This is a genomic window from Mesorhizobium sp. M5C.F.Cr.IN.023.01.1.1 (assembly GCF_003997585.1).
In the GTDB taxonomy this organism is placed as follows: domain Bacteria; phylum Pseudomonadota; class Alphaproteobacteria; order Rhizobiales; family Rhizobiaceae; genus Mesorhizobium; species Mesorhizobium wenxiniae.
The window spans coordinates 34,841-56,701 of record NZ_RZSU01000013.1; the positions used below are offsets into that span (position 1 = coordinate 34,841).

At 63.1% G+C, this 21,861-nt stretch carries 18 protein-coding genes and 1 pseudogene; 10 read left to right on the forward strand and 9 right to left on the reverse strand.

What is annotated here, in order from left to right; genetic code table 11:
• Positions 1–61 precede the first annotated feature (61 nt).
• From EOA78_RS07865 to EOA78_RS07875, 3 genes are read left to right on the forward strand one after another with little or no spacing between them, the layout of a single operon-like run.
• On the forward strand, positions 62–427 hold the full coding sequence (locus tag EOA78_RS07865) for a cytochrome c (protein ID WP_127314630.1): 366 nt from the start codon (positions 62–64) through the stop codon (positions 425–427).
• Entirely contained in the window at positions 424–1,299 is an 876-nt protein-coding gene (locus tag EOA78_RS07870; protein ID WP_127314631.1) for a universal stress protein, read from the forward strand. Before EOA78_RS07865 ends, EOA78_RS07870 begins: the two co-directional genes overlap by 4 nt.
• A 29-nt stretch (positions 1,300–1,328) precedes the next feature.
• Positions 1,329–2,165: a universal stress protein gene (locus tag EOA78_RS07875; protein WP_127314632.1), complete on the forward strand. Its 837-nt coding sequence runs from the start codon at positions 1,329–1,331 to the stop codon at positions 2,163–2,165.
• A 186-nt stretch (positions 2,166–2,351) separates the two neighbouring features.
• Here EOA78_RS07875 and EOA78_RS07880 read toward each other — a convergent pair whose 3' ends face one another.
• Positions 2,352–2,759 carry a translational machinery protein gene (locus EOA78_RS07880; RefSeq protein ID WP_127314633.1) on the reverse strand — a complete coding sequence of 136 codons (408 nt, stop codon included), beginning with the start codon at positions 2,757–2,759 and terminating at the stop codon, positions 2,352–2,354.
• 308 nt (positions 2,760–3,067) lie between these two features.
• Between EOA78_RS07880 and arcD the strand changes: the two genes are divergently transcribed.
• From arcD to EOA78_RS07905, 5 genes and pseudogenes are all read left to right on the forward strand, one after another.
• Positions 3,068–4,540, forward strand: coding sequence for an arginine-ornithine antiporter (gene arcD / locus EOA78_RS07885; protein WP_127314634.1), 1,473 nt, complete (start codon positions 3,068–3,070; stop codon positions 4,538–4,540).
• Between the two features lie 8 nt (positions 4,541–4,548).
• On the forward strand, positions 4,549–5,766 hold the full coding sequence (locus EOA78_RS07890) for an arginine deiminase (protein WP_127314680.1): 1,218 nt from the start codon (positions 4,549–4,551) through the stop codon (positions 5,764–5,766).
• 12 nt (positions 5,767–5,778) lie between these two features.
• Positions 5,779–6,718: pseudogene (argF, locus tag EOA78_RS07895) on the forward strand (ornithine carbamoyltransferase).
• 1 nt (position 6,719) lies between these two features.
• Positions 6,720–7,628 (forward strand): carbamate kinase, encoded by a 909-nt coding sequence (gene arcC / locus EOA78_RS07900; protein ID WP_127314635.1) that lies wholly within the window; start codon positions 6,720–6,722, stop codon positions 7,626–7,628.
• 361 nt (positions 7,629–7,989) lie between these two features.
• On the forward strand, positions 7,990–9,678 hold the full coding sequence (locus EOA78_RS07905; protein WP_127314636.1) for a monovalent cation:proton antiporter-2 (CPA2) family protein: 1,689 nt from the start codon (positions 7,990–7,992) through the stop codon (positions 9,676–9,678).
• 191 nt (positions 9,679–9,869) lie between these two features.
• Here the strand turns inward: EOA78_RS07905 and EOA78_RS07910 are convergent, their stop codons facing one another.
• From EOA78_RS07910 to EOA78_RS07945, 8 genes are all read right to left on the reverse strand, one after another.
• Positions 9,870–10,094 (reverse strand): hypothetical protein, encoded by a 225-nt coding sequence (locus tag EOA78_RS07910; RefSeq protein WP_127314637.1) that lies wholly within the window; start codon positions 10,092–10,094, stop codon positions 9,870–9,872.
• On the reverse strand, positions 10,091–10,897 hold the full coding sequence (locus tag EOA78_RS07915; protein WP_128239195.1) for a hypothetical protein: 807 nt from the start codon (positions 10,895–10,897) through the stop codon (positions 10,091–10,093). Before EOA78_RS07915 ends, EOA78_RS07910 begins: the two co-directional genes overlap by 4 nt.
• Before the next feature lie 208 nt (positions 10,898–11,105).
• Positions 11,106–13,013, reverse strand: a complete 1,908-nt coding sequence (locus EOA78_RS07920; RefSeq protein WP_127314639.1) for an ATP-dependent helicase — start codon at positions 13,011–13,013, stop codon at positions 11,106–11,108.
• Between the two features lie 2 nt (positions 13,014–13,015).
• Positions 13,016–14,989: an AAA family ATPase gene (locus EOA78_RS07925; protein ID WP_127314640.1), complete on the reverse strand. Its 1,974-nt coding sequence runs from the start codon at positions 14,987–14,989 to the stop codon at positions 13,016–13,018.
• Between the two features lie 868 nt (positions 14,990–15,857).
• Complete coding sequence (locus EOA78_RS07930) at positions 15,858–17,126, reverse strand: DUF4417 domain-containing protein (protein ID WP_245477427.1); 1,269 nt, start codon at positions 17,124–17,126, stop codon at positions 15,858–15,860.
• Complete coding sequence (locus EOA78_RS07935; protein ID WP_127314641.1) at positions 17,123–17,473, reverse strand: hypothetical protein; 351 nt, start codon at positions 17,471–17,473, stop codon at positions 17,123–17,125. The genes EOA78_RS07930 and EOA78_RS07935 overlap by 4 nt, the downstream gene beginning before the upstream one ends.
• On the reverse strand, positions 17,473–18,036 hold the full coding sequence (locus EOA78_RS07940; RefSeq protein WP_245477428.1) for a hypothetical protein: 564 nt from the start codon (positions 18,034–18,036) through the stop codon (positions 17,473–17,475). The genes EOA78_RS07935 and EOA78_RS07940 overlap by 1 nt, the downstream gene beginning before the upstream one ends.
• 226 nt (positions 18,037–18,262) lie before the next feature.
• Complete coding sequence (locus tag EOA78_RS07945) at positions 18,263–19,492, reverse strand: hypothetical protein (RefSeq protein WP_127314642.1); 1,230 nt, start codon at positions 19,490–19,492, stop codon at positions 18,263–18,265.
• Between the two features lie 901 nt (positions 19,493–20,393).
• Between EOA78_RS07945 and EOA78_RS07955 the strand changes: the two genes are divergently transcribed.
• Both EOA78_RS07955 and EOA78_RS07960 read left to right on the forward strand, forming a co-directional pair.
• Positions 20,394–21,365, forward strand: a complete 972-nt coding sequence (locus EOA78_RS07955) for a zincin-like metallopeptidase domain-containing protein (RefSeq protein WP_127314643.1) — start codon at positions 20,394–20,396, stop codon at positions 21,363–21,365.
• The gene (locus tag EOA78_RS07960; RefSeq protein WP_127314644.1) at positions 21,362–21,733 is read left to right on the forward strand and encodes a DUF2958 domain-containing protein; all 372 of its coding nucleotides are present in this window, start codon (positions 21,362–21,364) and stop codon (positions 21,731–21,733) included. Before EOA78_RS07955 ends, EOA78_RS07960 begins: the two co-directional genes overlap by 4 nt.
• The last annotated feature ends 128 nt before the right edge of the window (positions 21,734–21,861 follow it).

Genomic DNA, 21,861 nt, shown 5'->3' on the forward strand with positions numbered 1-21,861 from the left:
CTTGATTCGTCGTGTTGCGCTAGATCAACGCCAAGCGCGGTGACAGGCTTAAGCTGCCAACATGATTTCCATCCGCAGCAGTGATCGACTGACCAAGGCGTTGTCCCTTGGGGCGTTGTGCCTTGGGTTGGCGGCATTTGTCCCGCTCTCGACCTCGCCTGCCCGCAGTGGTCCGGACATCGCCCAAGGCGAGGCTCTGGTGCGGACGAACTGCTCGCCATGTCACGCGGTAGCTGCAGCGGATTCCAGCCCACATCCCGACGCGCCTGCTTTCCGGGTGCTGTCCGCGCGCTATCCGGTCGACAATCTGGCAGAGGCGCTCGCCGAAGGGATTTCCACCGGTCACCCGGATATGCCGGAGTTCGTGGCATCCCCTGACCAGATTGAGGCGATCATCGCCTACATCCAGAGCGTGCAACTCAAATGAACATCGCCACGATCAAATCTTCGGTTATCGACTACCACGCGGCGAAATGCGTCTTGGTCGCGATCCATGGGCAGGCGACGTTCGCCGAAACGCCCGCTCTGCGTTTTGCCATCGAGTTGGCGGCAAAGCAACGCGCAAGCTTGTCGCTCTATGTGCTTGCGCCAATCCCGCTGGCTCCCTTGGCAACAAGTGCAGGATCGGCCTCCGCTTGGCTGCGGCGCGAGAGCGAACGACTGGAGCGCCAATGCTCAATCGTGACAAAGGGCGTTAGCAAACTCGTCAAGGGCGTCGGAATAGATTTTATCGTCGAGCAAGCGAGATCGCCTTTCGAGCAGCGCTCCTCGCGATTGATGCAATTGGCACGAGTCCATGACCTGACCGTGCTCGATGCCGGCGACGCGGTGGGCACGACTGCTCGCACGACTATCGAAGACATTCTCTTCGACAGCGGCCGCCCTGCCGTAGTCGTCCCCGCACAGGGCGGCAGCGCCACGCCGCGCCGCATCGTCATCGCGTGGGATGGCAGCGCCCGTGCGGCCAGATCGGTCATGGACGCACTGATGTTTCTGCAAAGAGCGGATTCAGTCATCGCTGTAACCGTCTCAGGTGAAAAGGATCTTTCACGCATGGCGCCGGGCGCCGACCTTGCGACCTATCTCGCTAGGCACGGCGTGAACGATTGCAAGCTCGCGACATTGACAGCGAGGCGTGCAGATGTCGCAGCGCGATTGCGCCTGTTCGTGACCGAGGAAGACATCGACCTGATCGTGATGGGCGCTTTTGTGCATTCGCGCTTTCGCGAAGCGGTCCTGGGTGGTGTCACTCGGTCGTTGCTCGATGAGGCGCCAGTTCCACTGTTCATGTCGCATTGAAAATCAAAACGTAGCCCACGGAGGCAAGCATGAAGATCCAAGCCATTCTGCCGCTCGTCACTTATCCGGATGCAAATTCCGATGCCGTTGCGGCAAATGCCGTGGCTGTCGCCGCCTATCTGGGCGCCGACCTGCAAGCGCTGACCCTGAATGCAGATATACCGGACGTCTCGAACACGCTGTCACGCTTGCTTCTGAAGTTGCCCGAGCTCATCAAGCAGGCCGAGAGGGTGAGTCGCGAACGGGGCGAACATCTACTAGCAAAAGTGAAAGAGGAAGCCGCTAAACAGGACGTGAATCTGACGACGATGGCAGCGTCGCCTGCACTCGCTTTTCTTGGCGAGGCTGCGGCAGCCGAGGCGCGCTATTTCGACATTGCCCTGCTCGGGTGGGAAGCAAGCAATCTGACATCGCGAGCATGCGCGGAAGCGGTCATATTCGGCGCCGGCCGTCCGGTTCTGTTGTTACCGGAACTCACAACCATCCAAACGATTGACCACGTCGCAATTGCCTGGGACGGAAGCCGGGTGGCTGCCCGCGCGATGGCGGATGCAGCACCCTTTCTTGTGCGGGCTGCGAAGATCTCCGTACTGACCGTCGTCGATGAGAAGCCGCTCAGGGAAGGCGATATGGGGGAGCGGTTGGCCGCTGGACTGCGGAAGCGTGGCCTCGCTGCAGAGGGCTTCTCGATCCATGCCGAGGATTGCCCGATCGGCGTCAGCCTTCAGGAGCGTGCCATCGAGCGCGGAGCGAAGTTGCTGGCGATGGGCGGCTACGGCCACTCACGCGTGCGGGACTTCGTGCTGGGCGGCGCAACGCAGGATGTGCTGGACGACCTGCGCCTTCCGGTGCTCTTTTCACATTGACGCGCAGTGTCGCGCTCTGTCGAGATCAGGCCTAGGCGCACGAGCAGTCGGGACCTTTCGCGCCTCTTGCGAAATGCGGCACGCAACAAGTGTCGCGGCCTCGAATCCATTGTGCTGTGATGATGTTGCCAACGACGAGACAATTCGACATTGGCTCCGCCAGGTGGGCTCAAATTCGGATCTGTCCTACAGCGCCCGAGAGTCTTCTCTTGGCAACATTCTGTCCGCTGCCTTGAAGTAGGCGCGCGCGTGCGCGACGATCTCGCGATCGGTCGGGTGATCGGCTGGTTCGACGCCAATCACGCGGTCTGCCAGGTGCGGGTCCCGCGCACGGATGTGGCTGGCCAGTTCATCGCGTGCCGAGCTCGGCCCCACGATCAACCATTCCGTCGCCGGCTCGAGCGCCGTGACAATCTTCTCGTAGTAAGACTGGTCAGGCGCTGCTCGCTTGCCGTCAATCGTGCCGGCCCTGTTGTGGGTCTGGTGATGCGGCAGCTCAGTCGACACGGTCGCGCGCTCGAATCCCTCACGATCAATGAGGAATATTCGCGCCTCGCGGTGATCGACCCAAACGACGGCGTGTTGAATGTGCATCGTTAGTGTCCTTCTCTACGGCTTCCGAGAACTCGAGCCGCTGGGCGTGAGACGACAAAAGGTTTCTCTCGGCCAAGTCGCATGGTTGCCGCCCTGCTCGACGTCAGATTGCGGCTAGGATAGGCGCGCCCGAAGCTCGAGCATTGACGTGGATCAACGCCGATGATTGACGTTGCTAGGGCGCGCTCGCGAGAGCAGTCGCGACCATCTCCTTCAAGATTTCCGGCACCGCCCTTTGTTGATGCGGATCAATGTTGCTGGATCGCGTTCGGCTCACCTTACCCGCATGTCAAACCATGGGGGAAGACATGGCCATTACCCAACTGGACGCTTCCGTCACTCGGGTGACGAAGATCGCTGCTCAGGACAAGAAACTCCGCCTCGGCGCACTCACGGCTCTCGTCATCGGCTCGATGGTCGGTTCCGGCGTCTTCAGCCTGCCGCAAAACATGGCCGCGGGCGCCGGCCCACTCGCCATCATGATCGGCTGGGGTATCACGGCAATCGGCATGCTGGCGCTCGTCTTCGTCTATCAGTCGCTGGCGACGCGTAAGCCGGACCTCGATGCTGGGCCCTATGCCTACGCCAAAGCCGGCTTCGGTGCATTCGTCGGATTTAACAGCGCCTGGGGCTACTGGCTCAGCGCCTGGATCGGCAACGTCTCGTACGCTGTCATCGTTTTCAGCGCCCTCTCATACTTCTTCCCGAGCTTCGGCGACGGCAACACCTGGCAGGCGGTACTCGGCGCATCGCTGCTCTTATGGCTTGTTCATTTCCTGATACTCGCCGGCCTGCGCCAAGCCGCCCTCACGAACCTGGTCGTGACCATAGCGAAGGTTGCGCCCATCGTTCTATTCATCGGGATCGCAGCAGTTGCCTTCAAGCTGCAGGTTTGGACCCTCGACTTTGCCGGGGCCGGCAATGTCGACTTGGGCTCGGTGACAGACCAGGTCAAGAGCACAATGATGGTGACGCTTTGGGTGTTCATCGGCATCGAGGGCGCGAGCGTGTTTTCGGCAAGGGCCGAGCGCCGCAAGGACGTCGCCGTTGCTACCGTCATCGGCTTCGCTGTCTGCCTCGCCCTCTATGCCCTCGTCTCGTTACTATCACTCGGGATCATCAGCCAGCCAGAGCTCGCAGCGTTGAAGAACCCGTCAATGGCTGGCGTTCTCGAGGCCCTCGTCGGTCCCTGGGGTGCTGTGCTGATCAACATTGCGCTTGTCGTATCCGTCCTCGGCGCTTTCCTGGCCTGGACGATGCTGGCGGCCGAGATTCCACATGTGGCGGCGAAGGACGGTACCATGCCCTCCTTCTTCGCCCGTGAAAGCGAACGGGGCGTTCCATCGACCTCGCTGCTCATCACTAACCTGCTGGTCCAGGGATTCCTGATCGTCACCCTGTACGCCCAGAGCACATACCAGGCGCTGTTCTATATCGCATCGGCGGCCATTCTGGTGCCGTACATCTTCTCGGGCGCTTATGCGGCCAAGCTCGCCATCACCGGCGAAAGCTATGGCACGGGCGACAACCGCGCCTGGCCGATGCTGGTCGGGCTGCTGGCGACCGCCTATGGCCTGTGGCTCGTCTATGCTGCCGGCCCCGTCTACCTGTTCATGTGCGCGGTGCTCTATGCGCCAGGCGTGCTGTTCTACGTGTGGGCACGACGCGAGGGCGGTGAGCGCGTTTTCCATCCGATCGAGGCGGTGATCGCAGCCGTTCTGGTGGCAGTCGGCCTCTTTGCCGCCTACCAGATGTGGACCGGCGCCGTAAGCGCGCTGTGATGGACGCCGTGAACCCGCTTGGCGTTCATTCCGAGGTCGGCCTGCTGCGCGAAGTGATGGTGCATCGGCCCGACCTCAGCCTTCGCCGGCTGACGCCGGAGAACTGCAGATCCCTGCTGTTCGACGATGTGCTCTGGGTAAAGCGTGCCCGCCAGGAGCACGACATCTTTGTCGACGCCCTGAGGGAACGTGGTGTCATCGTGCACTCGTTCGGCCAGTTGCTGGGCGAAACGTTGGCCCTCGCCGAGGCGCGTCGCTGGCTGCTGGACCGCCGCGTTCACGCGTCGGTCGTCGGGATTGATATGGTGATGGAACTGCGCAGCTGGCTGGATGAAATGCCCGCCGAAGAACTCGCCACGGCATTGATCGGTGGCATTGCACGCGCGGAACTGCCGTTCAAGCCTGCCGGACTTACCGGACGGACACTGCTCCCCCAGGATTTCGTGCTTCCGCCGCTCCCGAACCAGCTGTTCACCCGCGACAGCTCATGCTGGATCTACAGCTCCATCTCCGTCAATCCGATGTACTGGCAGGCGCGCAAGCCCGAGGCGACCAACGTCGAGGCAGTCTACCGATACCATCCACGCTTTCGGGGTGCCGGCCTACCCTTTGTCTCACCCGAAGGCCTCGGGCCAGGCGTTAGCCTTGAAGGCGGCGACGTGATGCCGGTTGGGGGCGGTGTTGTCCTGGTCGGAATGGGAGAGCGGACGACGCCGCAGGCAGTTGGCGCTCTCGCTCGCAGCCTGTTTGCCGCCGGCGAGGCGACCCGCGTCATTGCGGCGCTCATGCCGCGCGACCGCAGCTTCATGCATCTCGATACGATCTTCACCTTCTGCGACCGGGATGTGGCGACGACGTATCCGCCGGTCGTCGATCGCCTACGGACTTTCTCCATCAGGCCTGGCGAGGCAGAGGCCGCCGTCGATGTGATCGAGGAGGATCGGTCCTTTCCCGCGGTGGTAGCCGAAGCAATGGGGATCAAGAAGCTGCGCATCATCGCCACCGGTGGCGATGCCTACGAGTCCGAACGCGAGCAATGGGACGACGGCAACAATGTCGTCGCCATCGAGCCAGGTGTGGTCGTCGCCTACGACCGCAATGTTTACACCAACACACTTCTGCGCCGGGCGGGAATTGAGGTGATCACCGTCGATGGTGCCGAACTCAGTCGCGGCCGCGGCGGCGGGCACTGCATGACGTGTCCATTGTCGCGCGATCCAGTCTGAAGGGAAGAAGCGATGCCGACTAACCTGCATGGCCGTTCAGTGCTGAGCCTCGACGATCTATCCGCCGAGGAAATCCGCTTCCTTCTGCGCCTCGCCGCCGATCTGAAGGCGGCCAAGCTTGGCGGTTATGAAGAACCACGCCTGACCCGCAGGAACATCGCTCTCATTTTCGAAAAGGACTCGACCCGGACGCGCACAGGCTTCGAAGTAGCTGCCTAAGACCAAGGCGCACATGTGACGTATTTCGGCCCAGGCGGCAGCCATATCGGCCACAAGGAGTCGATGAAGGATACCGCACGCGTGCTGGGGCGCATGTATGACGCGATCGAGTATCGCGGTTTTTCCCAACATCAAGCCGAGATCCTAGCGGCCCACGCCGGCGTGCCTGTCTACAATGGTCTCACCGAGGAGGCGCACCCGACCCAAAACCTCGCCGATTTCATGACGATGCGCGAATTCACGCACAAGCATCTGTCGGACATCGCCGTCACTTTCGTTGGTGAAGGCCGCGACAACGTCGCCCAGTCGCTGGCGCTTGGCGCGGCAAAGGTCGGGATGGACATGCGCATCGCCTCGCCGCGAGAACTCTGGCCGGACGAAAATTTCTGCGCTCACATTAAGGACCTCGCGGGCCAGAGTGGAGGCCGGTTCAGACTCGATGAGGATGTGACGAGCTGTGTTCAGGATGCCGACTTCATTTACACCGATGTTTGGCTGTCGATGGGCGAGGATGAAACCCACTGGGCCGAACGTATCCGTTTACTCACCCCGTACCGAGTGACCAGCGAGGTCATGACCGCAACAGGCAATCCTCACGCCAAATTTATGCATTGCTTGCTGCATGGAGGTCACCGACGAGGTATTCGAGTCGCCCGCATCGATCGTCTTCGACCAAGCCGAGAACCGTATGCACACGATCAAGGCGCTCCTCGTCGCCACGATCGGACGCTGACATGCTGATCGTCGCCGCTCTCGGCGGAAACGCGCTGCTACGCCGCGGCGAACCAATGACGGCGGAAGTCCAGCGCGCCAATATCCGACGCGCTGCGCTGGCGCTGACCGAACTTGTTGCTGCCGGACATGCGTTGGTGATCACGCACGGCAACGGGCCGCAGGTTGGCCTGCTCGCCCTCCAATCCGCTGTGTCGGGCGCAGGTGATCCCCTAGACGTTCTCGACGCGGAAAGCGCTGGCATGATCGGTTACGTCATCCAGCAGGAACTCGGCAACGCGCTCAGGGACCGCAAGGTCGCTACGTTGCTGACGCAAGTGAAAGTCGATGTGCGGGACGCGGCGTTCTCGCATCCGACCAAGCCAATCGGCCCTTCCTATGAGGCTCCTGTTGCAGAGCGGCTCGCTGAGGAGCGCGGCTGGCAGATAGCCAAGGATAGTGGCAAATGGCGCCGCGTTGTCGCCTCACCGAAACCGCGCGAGATCATGGAGTCGGAGATAATCTCGTTTCTCATTGCGCGGGAGGTCATCGTCATCTGCGCGGGCGGCGGCGGCATTCCCGTCGTGGAGCGCGAAGATGGAAGCCTGATCGGTGTCGAAGCAGTCGTCGATAAGGACTTCGCCAGCTCGCTTCTGGCTCGCCAGCTCGGAGCTGACATGCTGTTGCTCCTGACTGACGTCGATGGGGTCTATACGAAATTTGGCACGCCTGCGGCACGCAGGTTAGAGATCGTGAGTTGCAATGACATTTCAGCATCAGATTTTGCCGCCGGGTCGATGGGCCCGAAGGTGGGCGCAGCAATCGAATTCGCCGAGGCCACCGGTAAGCCGGCTGGAATAGGAAATCTGGAGAATGCGCTGGCCATCGTTCGCAAAGCGAGTGGGACTCTAATCATTGCGGCTGCGCCGTGATGAGCGCATCCCGAGTCGGCAACGAAAACCAAGGTGGAATAGGCGGGAGACGGCACTGCATTCGATACAGCATGGTACCGGGCGAAGGGGTCTATTGAGCGGTGGTTTGCGTGGCTTTGTAGTCGGCGCAATGGCCGAGATGCGACACGGAGCCGGCGTTCAACCGCGTAGCGAGTGCGTCGGGCAACGTCAAAACGGGTCACCAGCCGCCATCTGCCATGTCGTCCATCCGGCGGCAACGCGGTAGGACAGCCGTGGCAGGCGGACGGCCAGTTCCGGCGCCAGAAACCGCGTGATAATCCTGGATGCGTTCGATCGTGGCCGTTGCCTGACGAAGTTTCGCCGTAGGAGCCGACGCACTATGCCCGAAAGCGTTACTTACGAATATTCTATCCTGCGCGACGCGGTTGTCTTCCTTTTGGCTTCTATCGTGGTCGTGCCGCTGGTGCGCAGGCTCGGCGTTGATGCGGTCATCGGCTACCTGATCGCTGGTCTTGTTATCGGGCCATACGGTTTTCGGCTGGTCGGAGAGGTGGAAGGGACCCATCGGCTTGCCGAGCTCGGCATAGTGTTCATGCTGTTTGCCATCGGCCTTGAGCTGTCACTGGACCGCCTTCGTACCATGGCGCGATATGTTTTCGGACTGGGCGTGGCACAGGTGGCCGTCACGGGAGCTGTTATTGGAGCGGGGATAGTCGCGTTGGGGGGAACCATAGGGCAAGCTGCGATTATCGGTGGCGCGCTCGCTCTCTCATCGACGGCTTTCGTGTTGCGCCTGCTGTCGGAACGCGGTGAGTTGTCCAGTCATCTCGGACGCGTCGTTCTTTCTGTTCTGCTCCTTCAGGATCTTGCGCTGGTCCCTGGTCTGGCCATTGTGACGGCGCTGGGCCAGAAGCCCGAAGAACTGGGTTGGACACTCACCCAGGCGGGCATCAAGGCAACCGTCGCCCTGATCGTCCTGCTTGCCACCGGTCGCCTACTGCTGCGTCCGCTTTATCGCGTCATTGCCGGAACGAGTAACGCGGAACTTTTCGTTGCCGCTACCATGCTGGTGATACTCGGCACCGCTTTGGGCACCGCGCAGGCGGGACTGTCAATGGCGTTAGGCGCCTTCCTTGCGGGTCTCATGCTCGCCGGCACAGAGTATCGCCACCAGATCGAAGCAGACATTCGGCCGGTCAGAGGTATCCTGCTCGGCCTGTTTTTCATCTCGGTCGGGATGCTGGTGGACCTTCGGGTCGTCTTGCCTCAGATCCACTGGATCCTGTTGGCCGTGATCGCGCTCGTTGCCGTGAAGGCGCTGCTGCTTTTCGGTCTATGCCGGGCCTTCGGACTGCCGCCGCCACTTGCTGCAAGCGCTGGCCTACACCTTGCTCAAGGCGGCGAGTTCGCTTTTGTGTTGTTCAGCCTCGCCATGGGCACTGCGGCGCTCTCGGTAGGGACTGGTCAGTTCCTGCTTGCCGCCGTCGCCGTCAGCATGGCGGCTACGCCGCTTCTCGGCCGGGCCGGTCGAGCGGCCCAGAACGCGCTTGAGCGCCGAGGGCTGCCCGGCAGACCTCAGCTCCAGGCAGAGATCGAAGCTGACTCGGGCCATGTCGTGATCGCGGGGTTTGGGCGGGTCGGCCAGATGGTCGGCAAGTTGCTGGATGAGCGTGGACACAGATGGGTTGCAATCGACCTCGATAGCAAAAACGTCGAGCAGTCCCGGAAAGAAGGCCGGCCCGTGTTTTATGGCGATGCTTCGCTGGAGGAAATGGTTGCTGCGGCAAAAATCGGTAGCGCGAAGGCTATGGTTATTACACTGGACGATCCTAAAGCCGCCAAGTCGGTTCTTATGGCGCTGAGACGCAAACTGCCGGATCTCCCGGTGGTGGTACGGGCGCGTCACCATGCGCATGTACAAGAATTGTTGGAGAAGGGCGCGACAACCGTGATGCCCGAAGCAACGGAGTCCAGCCTTCTCCTGGGAGCAGCCGTCCTTGAACAGCTAGGGGACAGTAAAACGGATGTCGAAGCGGCCGTTATGTCCGTCCGTCGCGCAATTGAATGAGAAAACCATCGTCTGGTCCTTTCGGATCGCCTCCGTTTGACTGAGATGGACCGAGCGGAAGCTTGCTTAGGTTCCGCTACTGACGACCAGGACCATGGCTCAACAATGCTGACTGTTCCGACCGAGATCATCTGCCGATCGGACACGCCGTGACCGTGGGCCGCCGTGCGCCGCGCAGAAATTCAACGCCGTCATCCAATTGTCTGGCCGCCGGTCATCCGGCACGGCATGTCCGGACCAAGAAAGGCCAACGGATTCTCGGGACCCAGCACGTATTCGGGCCACGCGCTGACGATTGCGGCAACGCTTCCTCCAGCGGGTGAGGCTGAGGGAAGGAGCGCGCGTTCTGCCGCGGCGATGAAGCGGGTCAATGCCTGCACAATCGCCGTCGCACCATTGACCGCCGGAACCGTCAATCGAATACCGCTCGTTGCATCCAGCAGTATGTGGCAGCAAAGGTCATGGTCGCGCTTCGTGCTGTCGAGAAACCGGCGGTAGTCGAATGCCCGCCCCTGACGCGCATGGATGCGAACGTCATAGAGATAGCCGTATTTGCCGGCGATCCGGCCAGCGAGCTTGGCGCGATGCCAGGGCCGACGGAGGGCCTCCACGGTGACGCCAAGGCGCATATCGGAGGAGCGATGCCGATGCGGGCGATCCCGTTGTCTCCGACCGCCGACCAAGGAAACGGGTCAAGTCCGATGAACTGCTTCGCCACCGGATCGCGTCGCGGCGGGTAAATGGGCTGGCCGTCGTTGTACGATGTAACAAAAGTCCATACCCCCTTGTCGATGTCGTCGAGCAGCTGAGCAACCCGCTGAAGATCGCCCGGGTGGCCATTGCGGAAGTGCGCCACGCGGTTGCGGATCTGGCTGACCTCTTCCATGCGCGCTTTCCAAATCGACTGAACCGGAAGGTACGGCGCGAAAAACCGCCAATGTTTGGTGATCGTCTTCAGCAACGTGTCGAAGGTGATGTAGCTCAGAGGATTGCGTTCCCTTGTCGGCATGTGCGTGAGGCGCCCGTCGGCCTGCTGCGAACGCACGCCGGCCTGCTGAGAGCGCTTGGCGGCTTGGTGCGAGCGCCTGCCGGATTGGACAACAATGTAGTTCAACCACGCGCCGCCGTGGCGCGCCTTGAGTTCCACGTACACGATTTCGCGAAGCCACAGTTCGAGCTGCCACAACAGCGTGTAGCAGGTAAGCCGACCATCGGGCATCGGCGGCCAGATTTCGGTTGCGGCCGAAGGTTTTGGCCGCTTAGTCGCTCGTTTACTACCGGTAGAACGAGTCATCGCGAGTCATCGGATCGAAAAGGTTGGCAAAAGGAATCCTGGCATTGTTTCGCAGCAGCTTCGGATGTCTCGCCGAAGAGGCCGGCGACGACGTTTCCGTCGTCGCACCGACGCACATCATATGCGAGCACCGTCATTTGACCTCGACGATCTTCACGCCGGCGTCGAGCAGCAGCTGGTACAGCGTCGCGATTGCCCGACGCTCCCCGCGCTGGGCACAGTAGGTAAAGATTACCCGCTGCTTGGCACGCGTGAACGCGACGAAGAAGCCGGCAGTTGCCTCCGCCCTATCCTCTTCGAAGCTGCGACGCCAAGCGCCGTCGTCGAGACCTACGAAGATAACAGTATGATACTCGAGCCCCTTGCTCTTGTGGATCGTCATCAACGGGACGGCATGGATACCTTCGTAGGCGTCAAGCGCGTCGGTCCAGCTTTTTGCCGCCTGTGATGAGGCGTTTAAGTGAAGCGTCGCGGCCTCGATGACTTTGTCGAGCCAACCGCCCTGCGCATAGGCCGGATGTGCTGCCAGTAACCGCGCGCGGCCGATGAAATCGACGATTTCGGCAGTGAGTGCTGCCGCCGCCGCAGTGCCGCTTGGAGGAGACGGATGGCGCTTGCGAAGGTCGACGGCGAATTGATCGAGTTCAGCGGCGAAGCGCGCCTGCGCGACGTCATCGTCGGGGGCGGTCCCACGCAGCGCACCAATCGCTTCCTGGCAGTCGGTCCAGTGCCGGCCGGCACGTACCGTCATGGCGAGACGCAAGACGCTAACCAGCAGCGTCGAAACCTCGTCGGGAAGGAGCTCCTGCAAGGTGACGGCGCCCACCGTGCTGGCCTCGTTGCGCAAGGCCAGCCCCGCCGCGCGAAACGCAGGCTCCAGCACGGCGGCGTACCGGTCCGCTCGCTGACGGACGAGCAGGACGAAGTCGCGCGGGCCCAAGCTGTGAGCCTTCATCTCCGAGGCGATGAAGGTGGCGAGACGCGCCGCCTCGATGTCCGGCGTGGGGAAGTCCCAGATGACGCAGCTGTCGCCGGTGATCGTGGCATTGGCCTTGGAGACTGGCTTGATTGCACCGCGATCGAGAGCCTGCGCCAGGACGTGCTGGATCCGAACGAGTTCGGGCGACGAGCGATAGTTGTTGTGGAGTGACGTGCGCACGGCGCGAAAGTCCGCGTCGAACGCCACGAAGGGATGATCCATCGCCATCGCCCAGCGCATAATCTGTTGCTTGTTGTCGCCTACAGCGGTGATGATGGCGTCAGAGCCGAGGAAGATCGTCTTGACCAGGTCGTACTGGACCTGAGTCGTGTCCTGGAACTCGTCCATGAAGAGATGCGAATAAGTCAGCCGCAGCGCCTCGCGGGCCATGGGATTGAGGCGCAACAGCAATTCGGCAAGGCGACCGATCATGGCAAAGGACAGTCGGCTCTTGCGCCCGCCGTGCAGCGTGCCTTGCCAGAACCGCTCAGCTGCCCACTGGCCGACCGTTGGATTGGGCCATCCGTCGACTGGCAGGGGCGAACCAAACAGGAGTTGGCGTTCAAAGGCCTTGACGGTGATCGCCTGCACGTCGGCGACGCGGCCGATGTTCGCCGGCGGCGCACCCACCTCCTGGAAGAGGAAACTGCGAAACAGCGTGTCACTGGTCCACATGATCTCGTAGTCGGGCCGCGGCCGCCAACGCTCCGGGAGGATTTGTCCGAAGCGGTCAACCAGGCCTTTTGAAAATGCGTCGAACGTAAGAGAGTCGAGCCGCGCGGCGTGGCTGCGATGACACCGCGTGCGCACCCGTGCGGCGAGGTTCGTCGCGGCGTCACGCTTGTAGCTGATCGCAAGGATCCGCTGGGGTGCAGGCGCGCCACCCGTCTGCAGGAGGTAAGCGGCGCGTTGCGCCAGCAGCTCCGTCTTTCCGGCGCCGGGTCCGGCGATCACCGAGCGGTTGTCGTCGGAGCGGACGACGAGCATCGCGTTCGGCTCCAGCTCGTCGACGCCGATCGGGCGCCAATCGTCAGGACTTACGCGGCGGGCGAGTACGGTCATGATCAGTCCCGCCGCAGAGACTTGGCCACATGCCCAAGCACCTCGGCCAGGATCGGCGGCATCTTCGCCTCGAGGTCCTTATGGGCGATGTGCGCGAGCGCGGCCAGATGGGTGGCCGGCTTGCTTCGTGTCAAGAAATGGTAGCGGTAGGCGGGCAGGAGATCTGCTCCCTTGTCGTAAGGGCCGATGTACTGTTTGAGACCTGGGTCGGATGTGCCCAACACCGTTTCGGCGGCCTTTTCCAGCGTCGAGCGCGGGCCGCCTCCAGCCGGGATCGTCGCGGCATAGGCCTCAGGGAACGCCTTTAGCATCATCAGGTCGAGGTCGAGAGGCTCGGAAAAGAAGACGCCGTATTGCTTCAGGAAGCTCGCCCAACCGGGAAGATACGCGACGTCCGTCCACGCGTGCATCTGGGCGAATTCCGCACCGGAGAGGTGGCCTTTGTCCGTTTCGAGCAGCTCCGTCTTCGGCTTGCCAATCGCGATCAAATTCTCGATCGCGGTCTTCACGCGCCCAAAGCCGCCGCCCTCACGACCGACGTCGAGGTCGAGCAGCGTGGCGTAGGGGATCTCGAGATCGGAGAGCAGCCGCCAGAAATACTGGACGTGGCGCCCCCCGAGCGGAACGATGGCGACAAAGGCCGGGTCGATCAGGAGATCAAGCGCCTCGGCGAGCCGCGGCAGCACGATCCGTTCCGAATCGCCTTCGACCAGCAGCACGAAACGGGCAAAGTAGAGTTCGGGATAGGCGAGCAAGGCGCCGCGGACGAATTTCGCTGCTTCGGTCGCATCAGGCGGCAGCTTGATCGGCTTTATGGATGATATCCGCGCCGTGGGGTGACAGCGGCAGTAGCGCACTTCCTGCGGCTCCACACGGCTCAGCACGGCAGGAGAATGGCTGGTGACGACGGCCTGTGCGCGTCCTTCCGTGGTGAGGGACCGGACCTGCCGGACGACGCGCGAGAGGAAGAAGGGTGAAAGATGGTTCTCCGGCTCTTCGAGCGCGAAGATCGAGAGGGCGGGGATATGCAATTGGTCCTTGTGAAAGCCCGCGACCTTGCCGGAAACCACCTGCCGTTCCATGTCGAACACGGCGGCGGCCAAGGCGAAGTAGAACAGCGATTGCTGGCCATCGCTCAGCGCGTCAAGACCGCGCTCACGTCCGTCCGGGCCCTGCTCGAAGATGACGGCGATCTTGTTGATCACCTCCTCGAAGCGGCGGCTGACCAGGCTGAGGCGGGGCCGCGTGTCGACCTTGTCGTCGTGCAGCGTTGTCCACCGGGCTTGCAACGCCTTGCCGATAGCTGCGATCGCCGCTTCGCCCTCGAAAGCGTCCGTCAAGCCCTTGCTGGCCGCTTCGACCGCACCTTGCGCCACCTCCGACCATTCGATCGCCCTCAGCAGCCGCGCGGCCAGCGCGCCTGCTGTCGACCGCACCTGCGCTGCTGCATCGCGGCTGGCCGGCGTGTAATAGAGCTGGATCAGGCCGCGATCCGACGGCGAGACCGCTTTCTTCTTGTCAGCGGACGCGTCAGGCTCGAGGGAATCGACCCAGTACAGCTCCTGCGAGACTTCCCCCTCCACGGTGCCGTCGTCCTCCCAGCGCGCCTCCAGCCGCAACCGGCAGACAGGCGGCTGGTTCTTGCGCGTGAGCAGCATGTGCCGGAACGAGGGCGCGACGGTCTCGGGGGTTGCGGTGTCGTCGGCGAGTTCCGGCAAGACGACCAGGACATCGATGAACAGCGCCTTCGGCGAGCGGTCGTCCGGATCGGCGTCCGCAGCGACATGAAAGTCCGAACGCTGCACAGTCCTTTGCGCCCGCGTCACGCCGAAGAGCTTGGACAGCCCATGAAGCAAAGCGGTCTTGCCGGCGGCGTTCGGGCCGATGACAGCGGTGATGTCTGGCGCAACGGCCATGGTCATCGGCTGGGGGCCGAAGCAGCGGAAGCCGGACAGGGTGACGCTTTCGAGACGCAAGAGATTATCCCCGAAAATCAGATGTTTGAAATGAGGGCAGATCGACAATGCGCGGATTGCCATCTGCGGGCAGTCTGGTTTCGTTGTACGGATCAACGGTTTGGTATCGACCGCAATCGAGTTGTACTTTACGTTGCCTGTCCACGCTGGTGAAAGAACTGCGCGACCAGCGGCGGGGGCGACGTTGAGCGACAAGAGGTCGGGCGCGCTCGCGGCGACCTTCGATGTCGTCGACGATCTTCTCTGGCAGGCCGAGGCCGGCCGACTGCCGAGTCGCGGCGCGCTTACCCTCGGACGCTCGGGTCAGATCGGGCCCCTGGTAGAACTGGCGCTCGCCGCACACACGGCGCCAACCGCTTACGCATCGATCGCCGTTACCCCGCCCTTCTTCAACCAAGTTCTGCGAGGCTTCTCGGCCGGTCGCGTCAGCGGTGGTGGAGCGCGCGACATCGCCGGCGTCTTTCCATTGGCGCGGCTCGATCCGGCTGGAGACGACGGCCCCTGGGAGCAGTGGATGAGCCACGCGGAGAACGCGGCGTTGGCTTCGGGACTGGCGCGCGGTCTCGTTAGCGGCTTGCTGGGCGCGCTCGGCGAACTGCAGGAAAACGTCTACCAGCACAGCGGCCGGCCGGAAACGGGCCTGGTCGCGTATGCCGCCGTGAACGGCATGTTCGAGTTCGTGGTCGCCGATGCCGGCGTCGGTGTCCTGACAAGCCTGCGACAAAACCCGGAGTTCGCGCAGATCGGCGACTCCGGCGAAGCGCTGCGGGTCGCCGTCTCGGATGGCGCGTCGCGCCATGGGCGCGCCAGCGGACGCGGCTACGGCATCGGACAGGTGTTCAGGGCGCTGGCACATGACTGGGCCGAGCTACGCTTTCGCAGCGGCGATCACGCGCTGCGGCTCTGGGGCGATGCCCCCAGCCTCAGCGGACACTTCGAGGTCGCCCAAAAGGCCAGACTGGATGGGCTGATCATTACGGTCAGGTGCGCGCCTGGGCGCGGCGACCAGACGTAGGCGGGGCGCTGGCTCGACGCCGAGTTCATGCGCCAGGCGCACGATCTCGACGTTATGGGCAAAAAGGTCGTCGATCGGGGCGCCCTTCGGCGTCGGCGACGATGCCCATTTTAGCCGGCCGGATTCCGTTAGCATCGCGCGCCTGCGGCGGATCGCACGCGCGAAAGCCTCGGTGTCGATCAAGGTGACGGAGGCGAAATGGCGCCGAAGCTGCGGCGCTTTCCGGCCTCCGCCGCGGATCACGAGCGTAAGCGGACGACTGACCTGGTCGGTGAGCTTGCAAAGCTGATCGACATGCCAATCGATGCGTTCGCCGCGCCCACCGCCGGTCGCGAACTCGAAGGCGAGAGTCTCGATCTCGGGTCGCTTCGCTATGAGGTCGGCCCACCGATGGTAGTCGTGGTCGGTGCGGGCGTTGACATGAAGCGCGGCGCGGAGGCCGGCGGCTGCCACCTCCGTCCACGCAAGCAGGATGCGCTTCATGGCGTAGAGATTGTCCGTCCGCGGGACGTCCAGGAGCACACTGTAGTTCGGCGCGGTGACCAGCGCGACGCCAAGTCGCGCGAGTTCGGCAAAGATCTCGGGGCGGTTCGGAAGCTCCCACCAGCGCTCGATGGGGCCGTCCTTGTCGACGCCGCTGAGGACAATCGTTGCGTCGACCGGGATCAGGAAGCGCGCCGCAAGCTCCTGCCGGGAGGTGACATGCAGCTGGCCGGTCGCCATATTAACGACCTCGTAGAGCGACAGTGCAACGACCGGCTCGTTCAGCGTCGCCGCACGACCATAACGATGATCGACGAACGGAACGAGCCGAGGCAGCTCGGGAACGCCGCGCGAAGGCACGCGCGGCGCGGTGTCGAACGAGAGCCCGCCGACCTCCCGCATTCGGGCGAGAAATAGGCGCGGATTAAAACGGCAGACCATATCGCACCGGCTCTTGTCGCGGCATGTGCACAGATCACGACAATCGAGGACTCCGGCGTCGGTGTGGACGCCTCCGCAGCGACCGAACTCGAGACAGGTCGGGCAGCCAAGGGACGGGGCGTGACGGGTATCATCGTCCCACAGGCGCTGCGGCTGCGGAAAGTGGCGCGACGGCTCGTTCGGTGGGCGCTGGTTCATCGGATGCTCACCTCCGCCGTATCGCCAAACAGGCCGATGCGCTGCGCCGTCCCCTCGGCATAGCCGCCTCCCGTAGCGAGGGCGGACGCCAGATCAGCGGAGGGCCTGGAAACGCGACCGATCGGGCGAAGACCGTCGCTGACGGTGACACCCGTCGGGCCGCGTTCGACAATCAGGGTGTCCCCCGCCCGCAGAGACGTGCCGGGCTGAAGCTCCACCGTCACGGTTTGGGCCGCCTCCGACATCGTGAGGTCGAGCAACGTCGGCTGCTTCAGGCGGTCGAGACCGCCATTCCAGCGCTTTTTCCAAGGCTTGCCCGTCTGGGCGCGGATGTAGTCGAGACCCATCAGGCAATCTCCAGAAGAGGGCTGAACGACTTGGTTTTGCCAGTCCGCCGCTCGACCAGCAGCCCCTTCGCGGCGAGGCCGGAAAGGCGGTTGTTCCAGGCAGTCGGGCCGATGCTTTGATCGCGGTATCGCGCGGCGAGTTCGGGCGCGGTGACCACGCCAAGCTCGCGAACGGCATCGAAGGTAGCGCGTTGCGCGGGATCAAGTTCGCCGACCAGCTTGGCGCCGCTCACCCGTGCGGCTGGACCGAGGTCACAGACCCAGAACACGTCATTTCGGGTGCGCAGAAAGAATTCGAGTTCCTCAAGAACCGCAGCCTCCAGGTTTGCGGCCACCGGGTAGACGTTGACGAGGGATAGGCGAGCGTAATCGCGAAAGCCGATCACCGACTCGCGCAGGAAGGAGCTTGTGGCCACTGCTATGCCCGCGAAGTCGAGGAAGGCGGCAGTCGGGACCGATGCGGGCGGCGTCACGGCGATCAACGCCGTCAGCAGTTTCCGCCCCGAGATGCCGCCTGACAGCACTTTGCGCCCCTCCATCAATTTCAGAACTTCGTGCCGCATTCACTATCCTCACGTGTTGTAAGTGAAGATAATGAGCGACCCGAGCGCCGTCAAGGGGCACGCCACAGCCGTCCACAGCATTCCCAATTGGGTGGGTGCATCTATGGTGTCGACGGCCGCCGACGAAGGTTTTGGAATTGAAGCGGCTGGCGAAACGACAAAGGCTGCAAGAAGGTAAGCCCAACTCAAGGCAGCCCAAGCCAAGAGGAGCCAACCGGAGCCGCCTTTAGCCCTCCCGCGGGTCTCTCACCTTCCGGGCAAGCAGCCATTCTACCAGCGTGAGCTGATCTTGATCCGATATGATGCTGTGCTTGTACTTCAGATCCTCGCAGAGCTCGGCGATCACCGCCTCGCGCGGAACGCCGCGGCTCATCCGGAAGTCCATACGCGCCTTCAGCGTCGACACCAGCGAACGAAAGGCGGAATACGCCTCGTAAGCTGAATCGTATGGCGCGTTCTTGCGCAGTCTTTCGCAAACCAACGCCTGATCGGCGACATGGGCCGCATTGGCGCGGACTTCCTGCAGGGCGTCGCGGATGTCCTCAAGCTTCAGGTGGCTGTCGGGCGTCGACCGGTCCCGCTGCCGGGCATCGCGCCGCACATCGGCGCAATCGGAACAGACATCGACGAAATACGAATCCCCCACCCAGAGCTCGTGTCGATAGCCAGGGAAGAGACGCATGCGCGTCGCAATCGCATCCGCATCCGTCTCCTCCACCAGGATGCGCAGCTTCCGTATGCCCCCTGACCACTTGCCCTTGCTTGCCCGACGCACGACCTCGCGCTTGCGACGGCCGCAGCACGCACAGGTCCAGTCGTCGCCCGTTGCGGCCCAGGTCTTTGGCGAGACCGCGTCGGAATAGGCAGCGTATTCTTCGTCGGTCGGGCCGCAAGACGGCTTCACGGTACGGTCGGCGAGTCTGCGGGAATCGAGACTCACGGACCGCGTCAGGAACTCACGGCGAAGGCCTGACAACTCCCCGCGCCGCTCGTCCTCGCGCACCTGGTCCAGGAAGGCCCTCCACAGCATCTCCTGGCCGCCCATGGCCAATTGCATCGGAATCACGCCCGGCCACCCTGCCTTGTCGTGGGCGAGACCGCCGGTCCCGATCTCACTTATTAGCATGTCGAGAAGCCGCAGGCGCATTTCAAACCCACCCCGCTGGATTTCCCAGATGGTGCGCGCACGCTCGATGTCGATCTCGTGATCCCGCCCCGGCCGGGCGATGGCGAACGATCTGATCTCCGAGACCGTGAACGTGAAACGGTCATCGATGCCGGCGACCTCTCTCTTCGCCTTTGCGTCCGCTGCATTGCATTCGGAACAAACGAGTGCCTCGGAGAATCGCGACACCAGGTCCCTTACAAGCCCCAGCATTTCCCCGGTTCCAGGAATCCTGTCTCGCCAGTCATGCCCGAGGAGTTCGCCGGCACGCGGCCAGACCAGGTCGCGCATATGGTCGTGATGAAGCTCGAGCTTCGCCAGAAGCACTCCCTTCTTTGACAGTCGAAAGCATTGGTCTTTCGTCCGCCCGCAGCTTGGACAGGACCAACCTGGTCCCACGAGAGCCCAGTTGTCGTTAAGATCGAGACCCTTCGCCCCGGATCTCGCGAGCGCCGCCTTGCTCTGCCGGCTCCATTTCCCATCGCGGTCGCCGAAATGCCACGCCATCTCCTGGTCGGACAGTTCCGACGGCCGATGGATCGTCAGGTAAGCGCTCCAAGTAGCGAGCGAGGGCCTGTAGTCAGGATCGAGGAGCTGCTCGTCCTCATCCTCGAATATGTCCAACTTAATTCCTCCCAATTGACCGCATTTATAATCGGATGATGCTGCCTGGAACAACTCGTGAACGGATAAGTGCTAACAACTCTCAGCCGCAGTTCCTGAAGGCCCGGCTGGAAACCGAATGGCGTTGCAGCACGGATCCTTAGCCTTGGCGACCATCGCCGTCCGCTTGAAGCATGGTGTGCCTCGGCGATCCCGTGCGCCCAGTTCGACGATCCTGTCGTCAGGCGCGCGGCTCGCTATGAAGCCGAAATGCTTGTCGTCCAACGGGAGCCGCGTCCTTGACATTCCTACTGCGTAAATCAGCAGCCTGTTCAGGGGCACGGGTTTCTCTGCACTCGACAGCTACGAGGCAACGGCCTCTGGATTCGCGGTAGTCTCGCCGCATCGGCGAGGTCAGGCCGCCGTTAAGTGCGGGGAATGCCTTCCCCTGCGGCCGAGCCGAGGTCTCGCCCGACCCCTTCTGCGGGGGGACCCCGCAACGCCCCCTCAGAGTGAGAGTGCGGACGGGTTTGCCGTGACGGGTTGAAAGCTGGAGGAGAGCTTCCGGCGCCCGTCGCGGAGATCCGCGATGTCCAGACCTCACCGCCACGCTCGCGCCGGCGCCGACCGGACGAGCCTTTACGACGAGATCACCGGCAAGGTCATTGCCGAGCTCGAAGCCGGCCGCTTCCCCTGGGTGCAGCCCTGGGGTACGCCGGCTGCTCACGCGCGGCTCGGCCTGCCGAAGAATGCCAGCACCGGCCGCGCCTATTCCGGCATCAACATCCTGATCCTGTGGGGTGCCGTGGTCCAGCACGGCTTTCCGGGCCAAGGCTGGCTCACCTTCCGCCAAGCGCTGTCCCTCGGCGGCAATGTTCGCAGGGGCGAACACGGCACGACCGTGGTCTATGCCGACCGCTTCGTGCCCGAGGACGAGAAGCAGCGCGCCCGCGACACGGGGGAAGAAGCTCAGGCTATCCCCTTCCTCAAGCGCTTCACCGTGTTCAACGTGGCGCAATGTGAAGGTCTGCCGGAGGACATCGCCGTCGAGATGCCGCCGCCTCCGCCGGGGATGATCGAGCCGACCGTCGAGGCGCTGATCAAGGCCAGCGGCATCGACTTCCGAATCGGCGGCGATCGGGCCTACTACGTCCCGGCGCACGACTATGTCATGGTGCCGCCGCCCGCCGCCTATTTCGAGCCGATCAACTGGCACCGCACGGCGCTGCACGAACTGGGCCACGCCACCGGTCATGCCTCGCGGCTCGGCCGCGATCTCGGCGGATCGTTCGGGACCAGAAAATACGCCTTCGAGGAATTGGTGGCCGAGATGAACGCGGCCTTCTGCTGCGCGGCGCTCGGTATCGTGCCGACGGTGCGTCATGCCGACTATCTCGCCTCCTGGCTCGAGGTGCTGCGCGAGGACAACCGCGCCATTGTCCGCGCCGCCTCGCAGGCCAGCAAGGCGGCGGACTGGCTCCTCGGCTTCCTGCCCGATGCCGGCGGGGCAATTGATGGCGGCGAGCCGGGCGAGCCCGCAATCGACAGGAGGGCGGCATGATCCTCCTGACCGACGATCTGCGCGGCCGCCTGCTCGCCAACGGGCATGATCGCGATGCCGATCACATACCGGTGGTGAAGTTCTTCAATCCGCTTGGCGAAGGCGTCTGGCTGGCCACCGAACTCGACGCCAACGGCGATACGCTGTTCGGACTCGCTGACCTTGGCTATCCGGAACTCGGCAGCTTCTCGCTCGAAGACCTGACCTCGGTTCGACTGCCATCCGGCATGGGCATCGAACGCGACATCCTCTTCCAGACGGACTTGCCGATCTCGGTCTGGGCCGAAGCGGCTCGGCAAGCCGGCAGCATGCGCGCGGCCGAACGCATTATCGCTGCCATGCCTCGCACGCGGCCGCGCGCGTCCTGACGAATGAGCCGTGGGGCTCGGCCCACCCTCGATTCCGCAAATCCGTGTTTCAGGCTTTACGCTTCCTCGCAAACCGCGCGCGCGGCGCCGTCCTCAGAGTGAGAGGGCGGCGCCGCTCTTCGTGACGG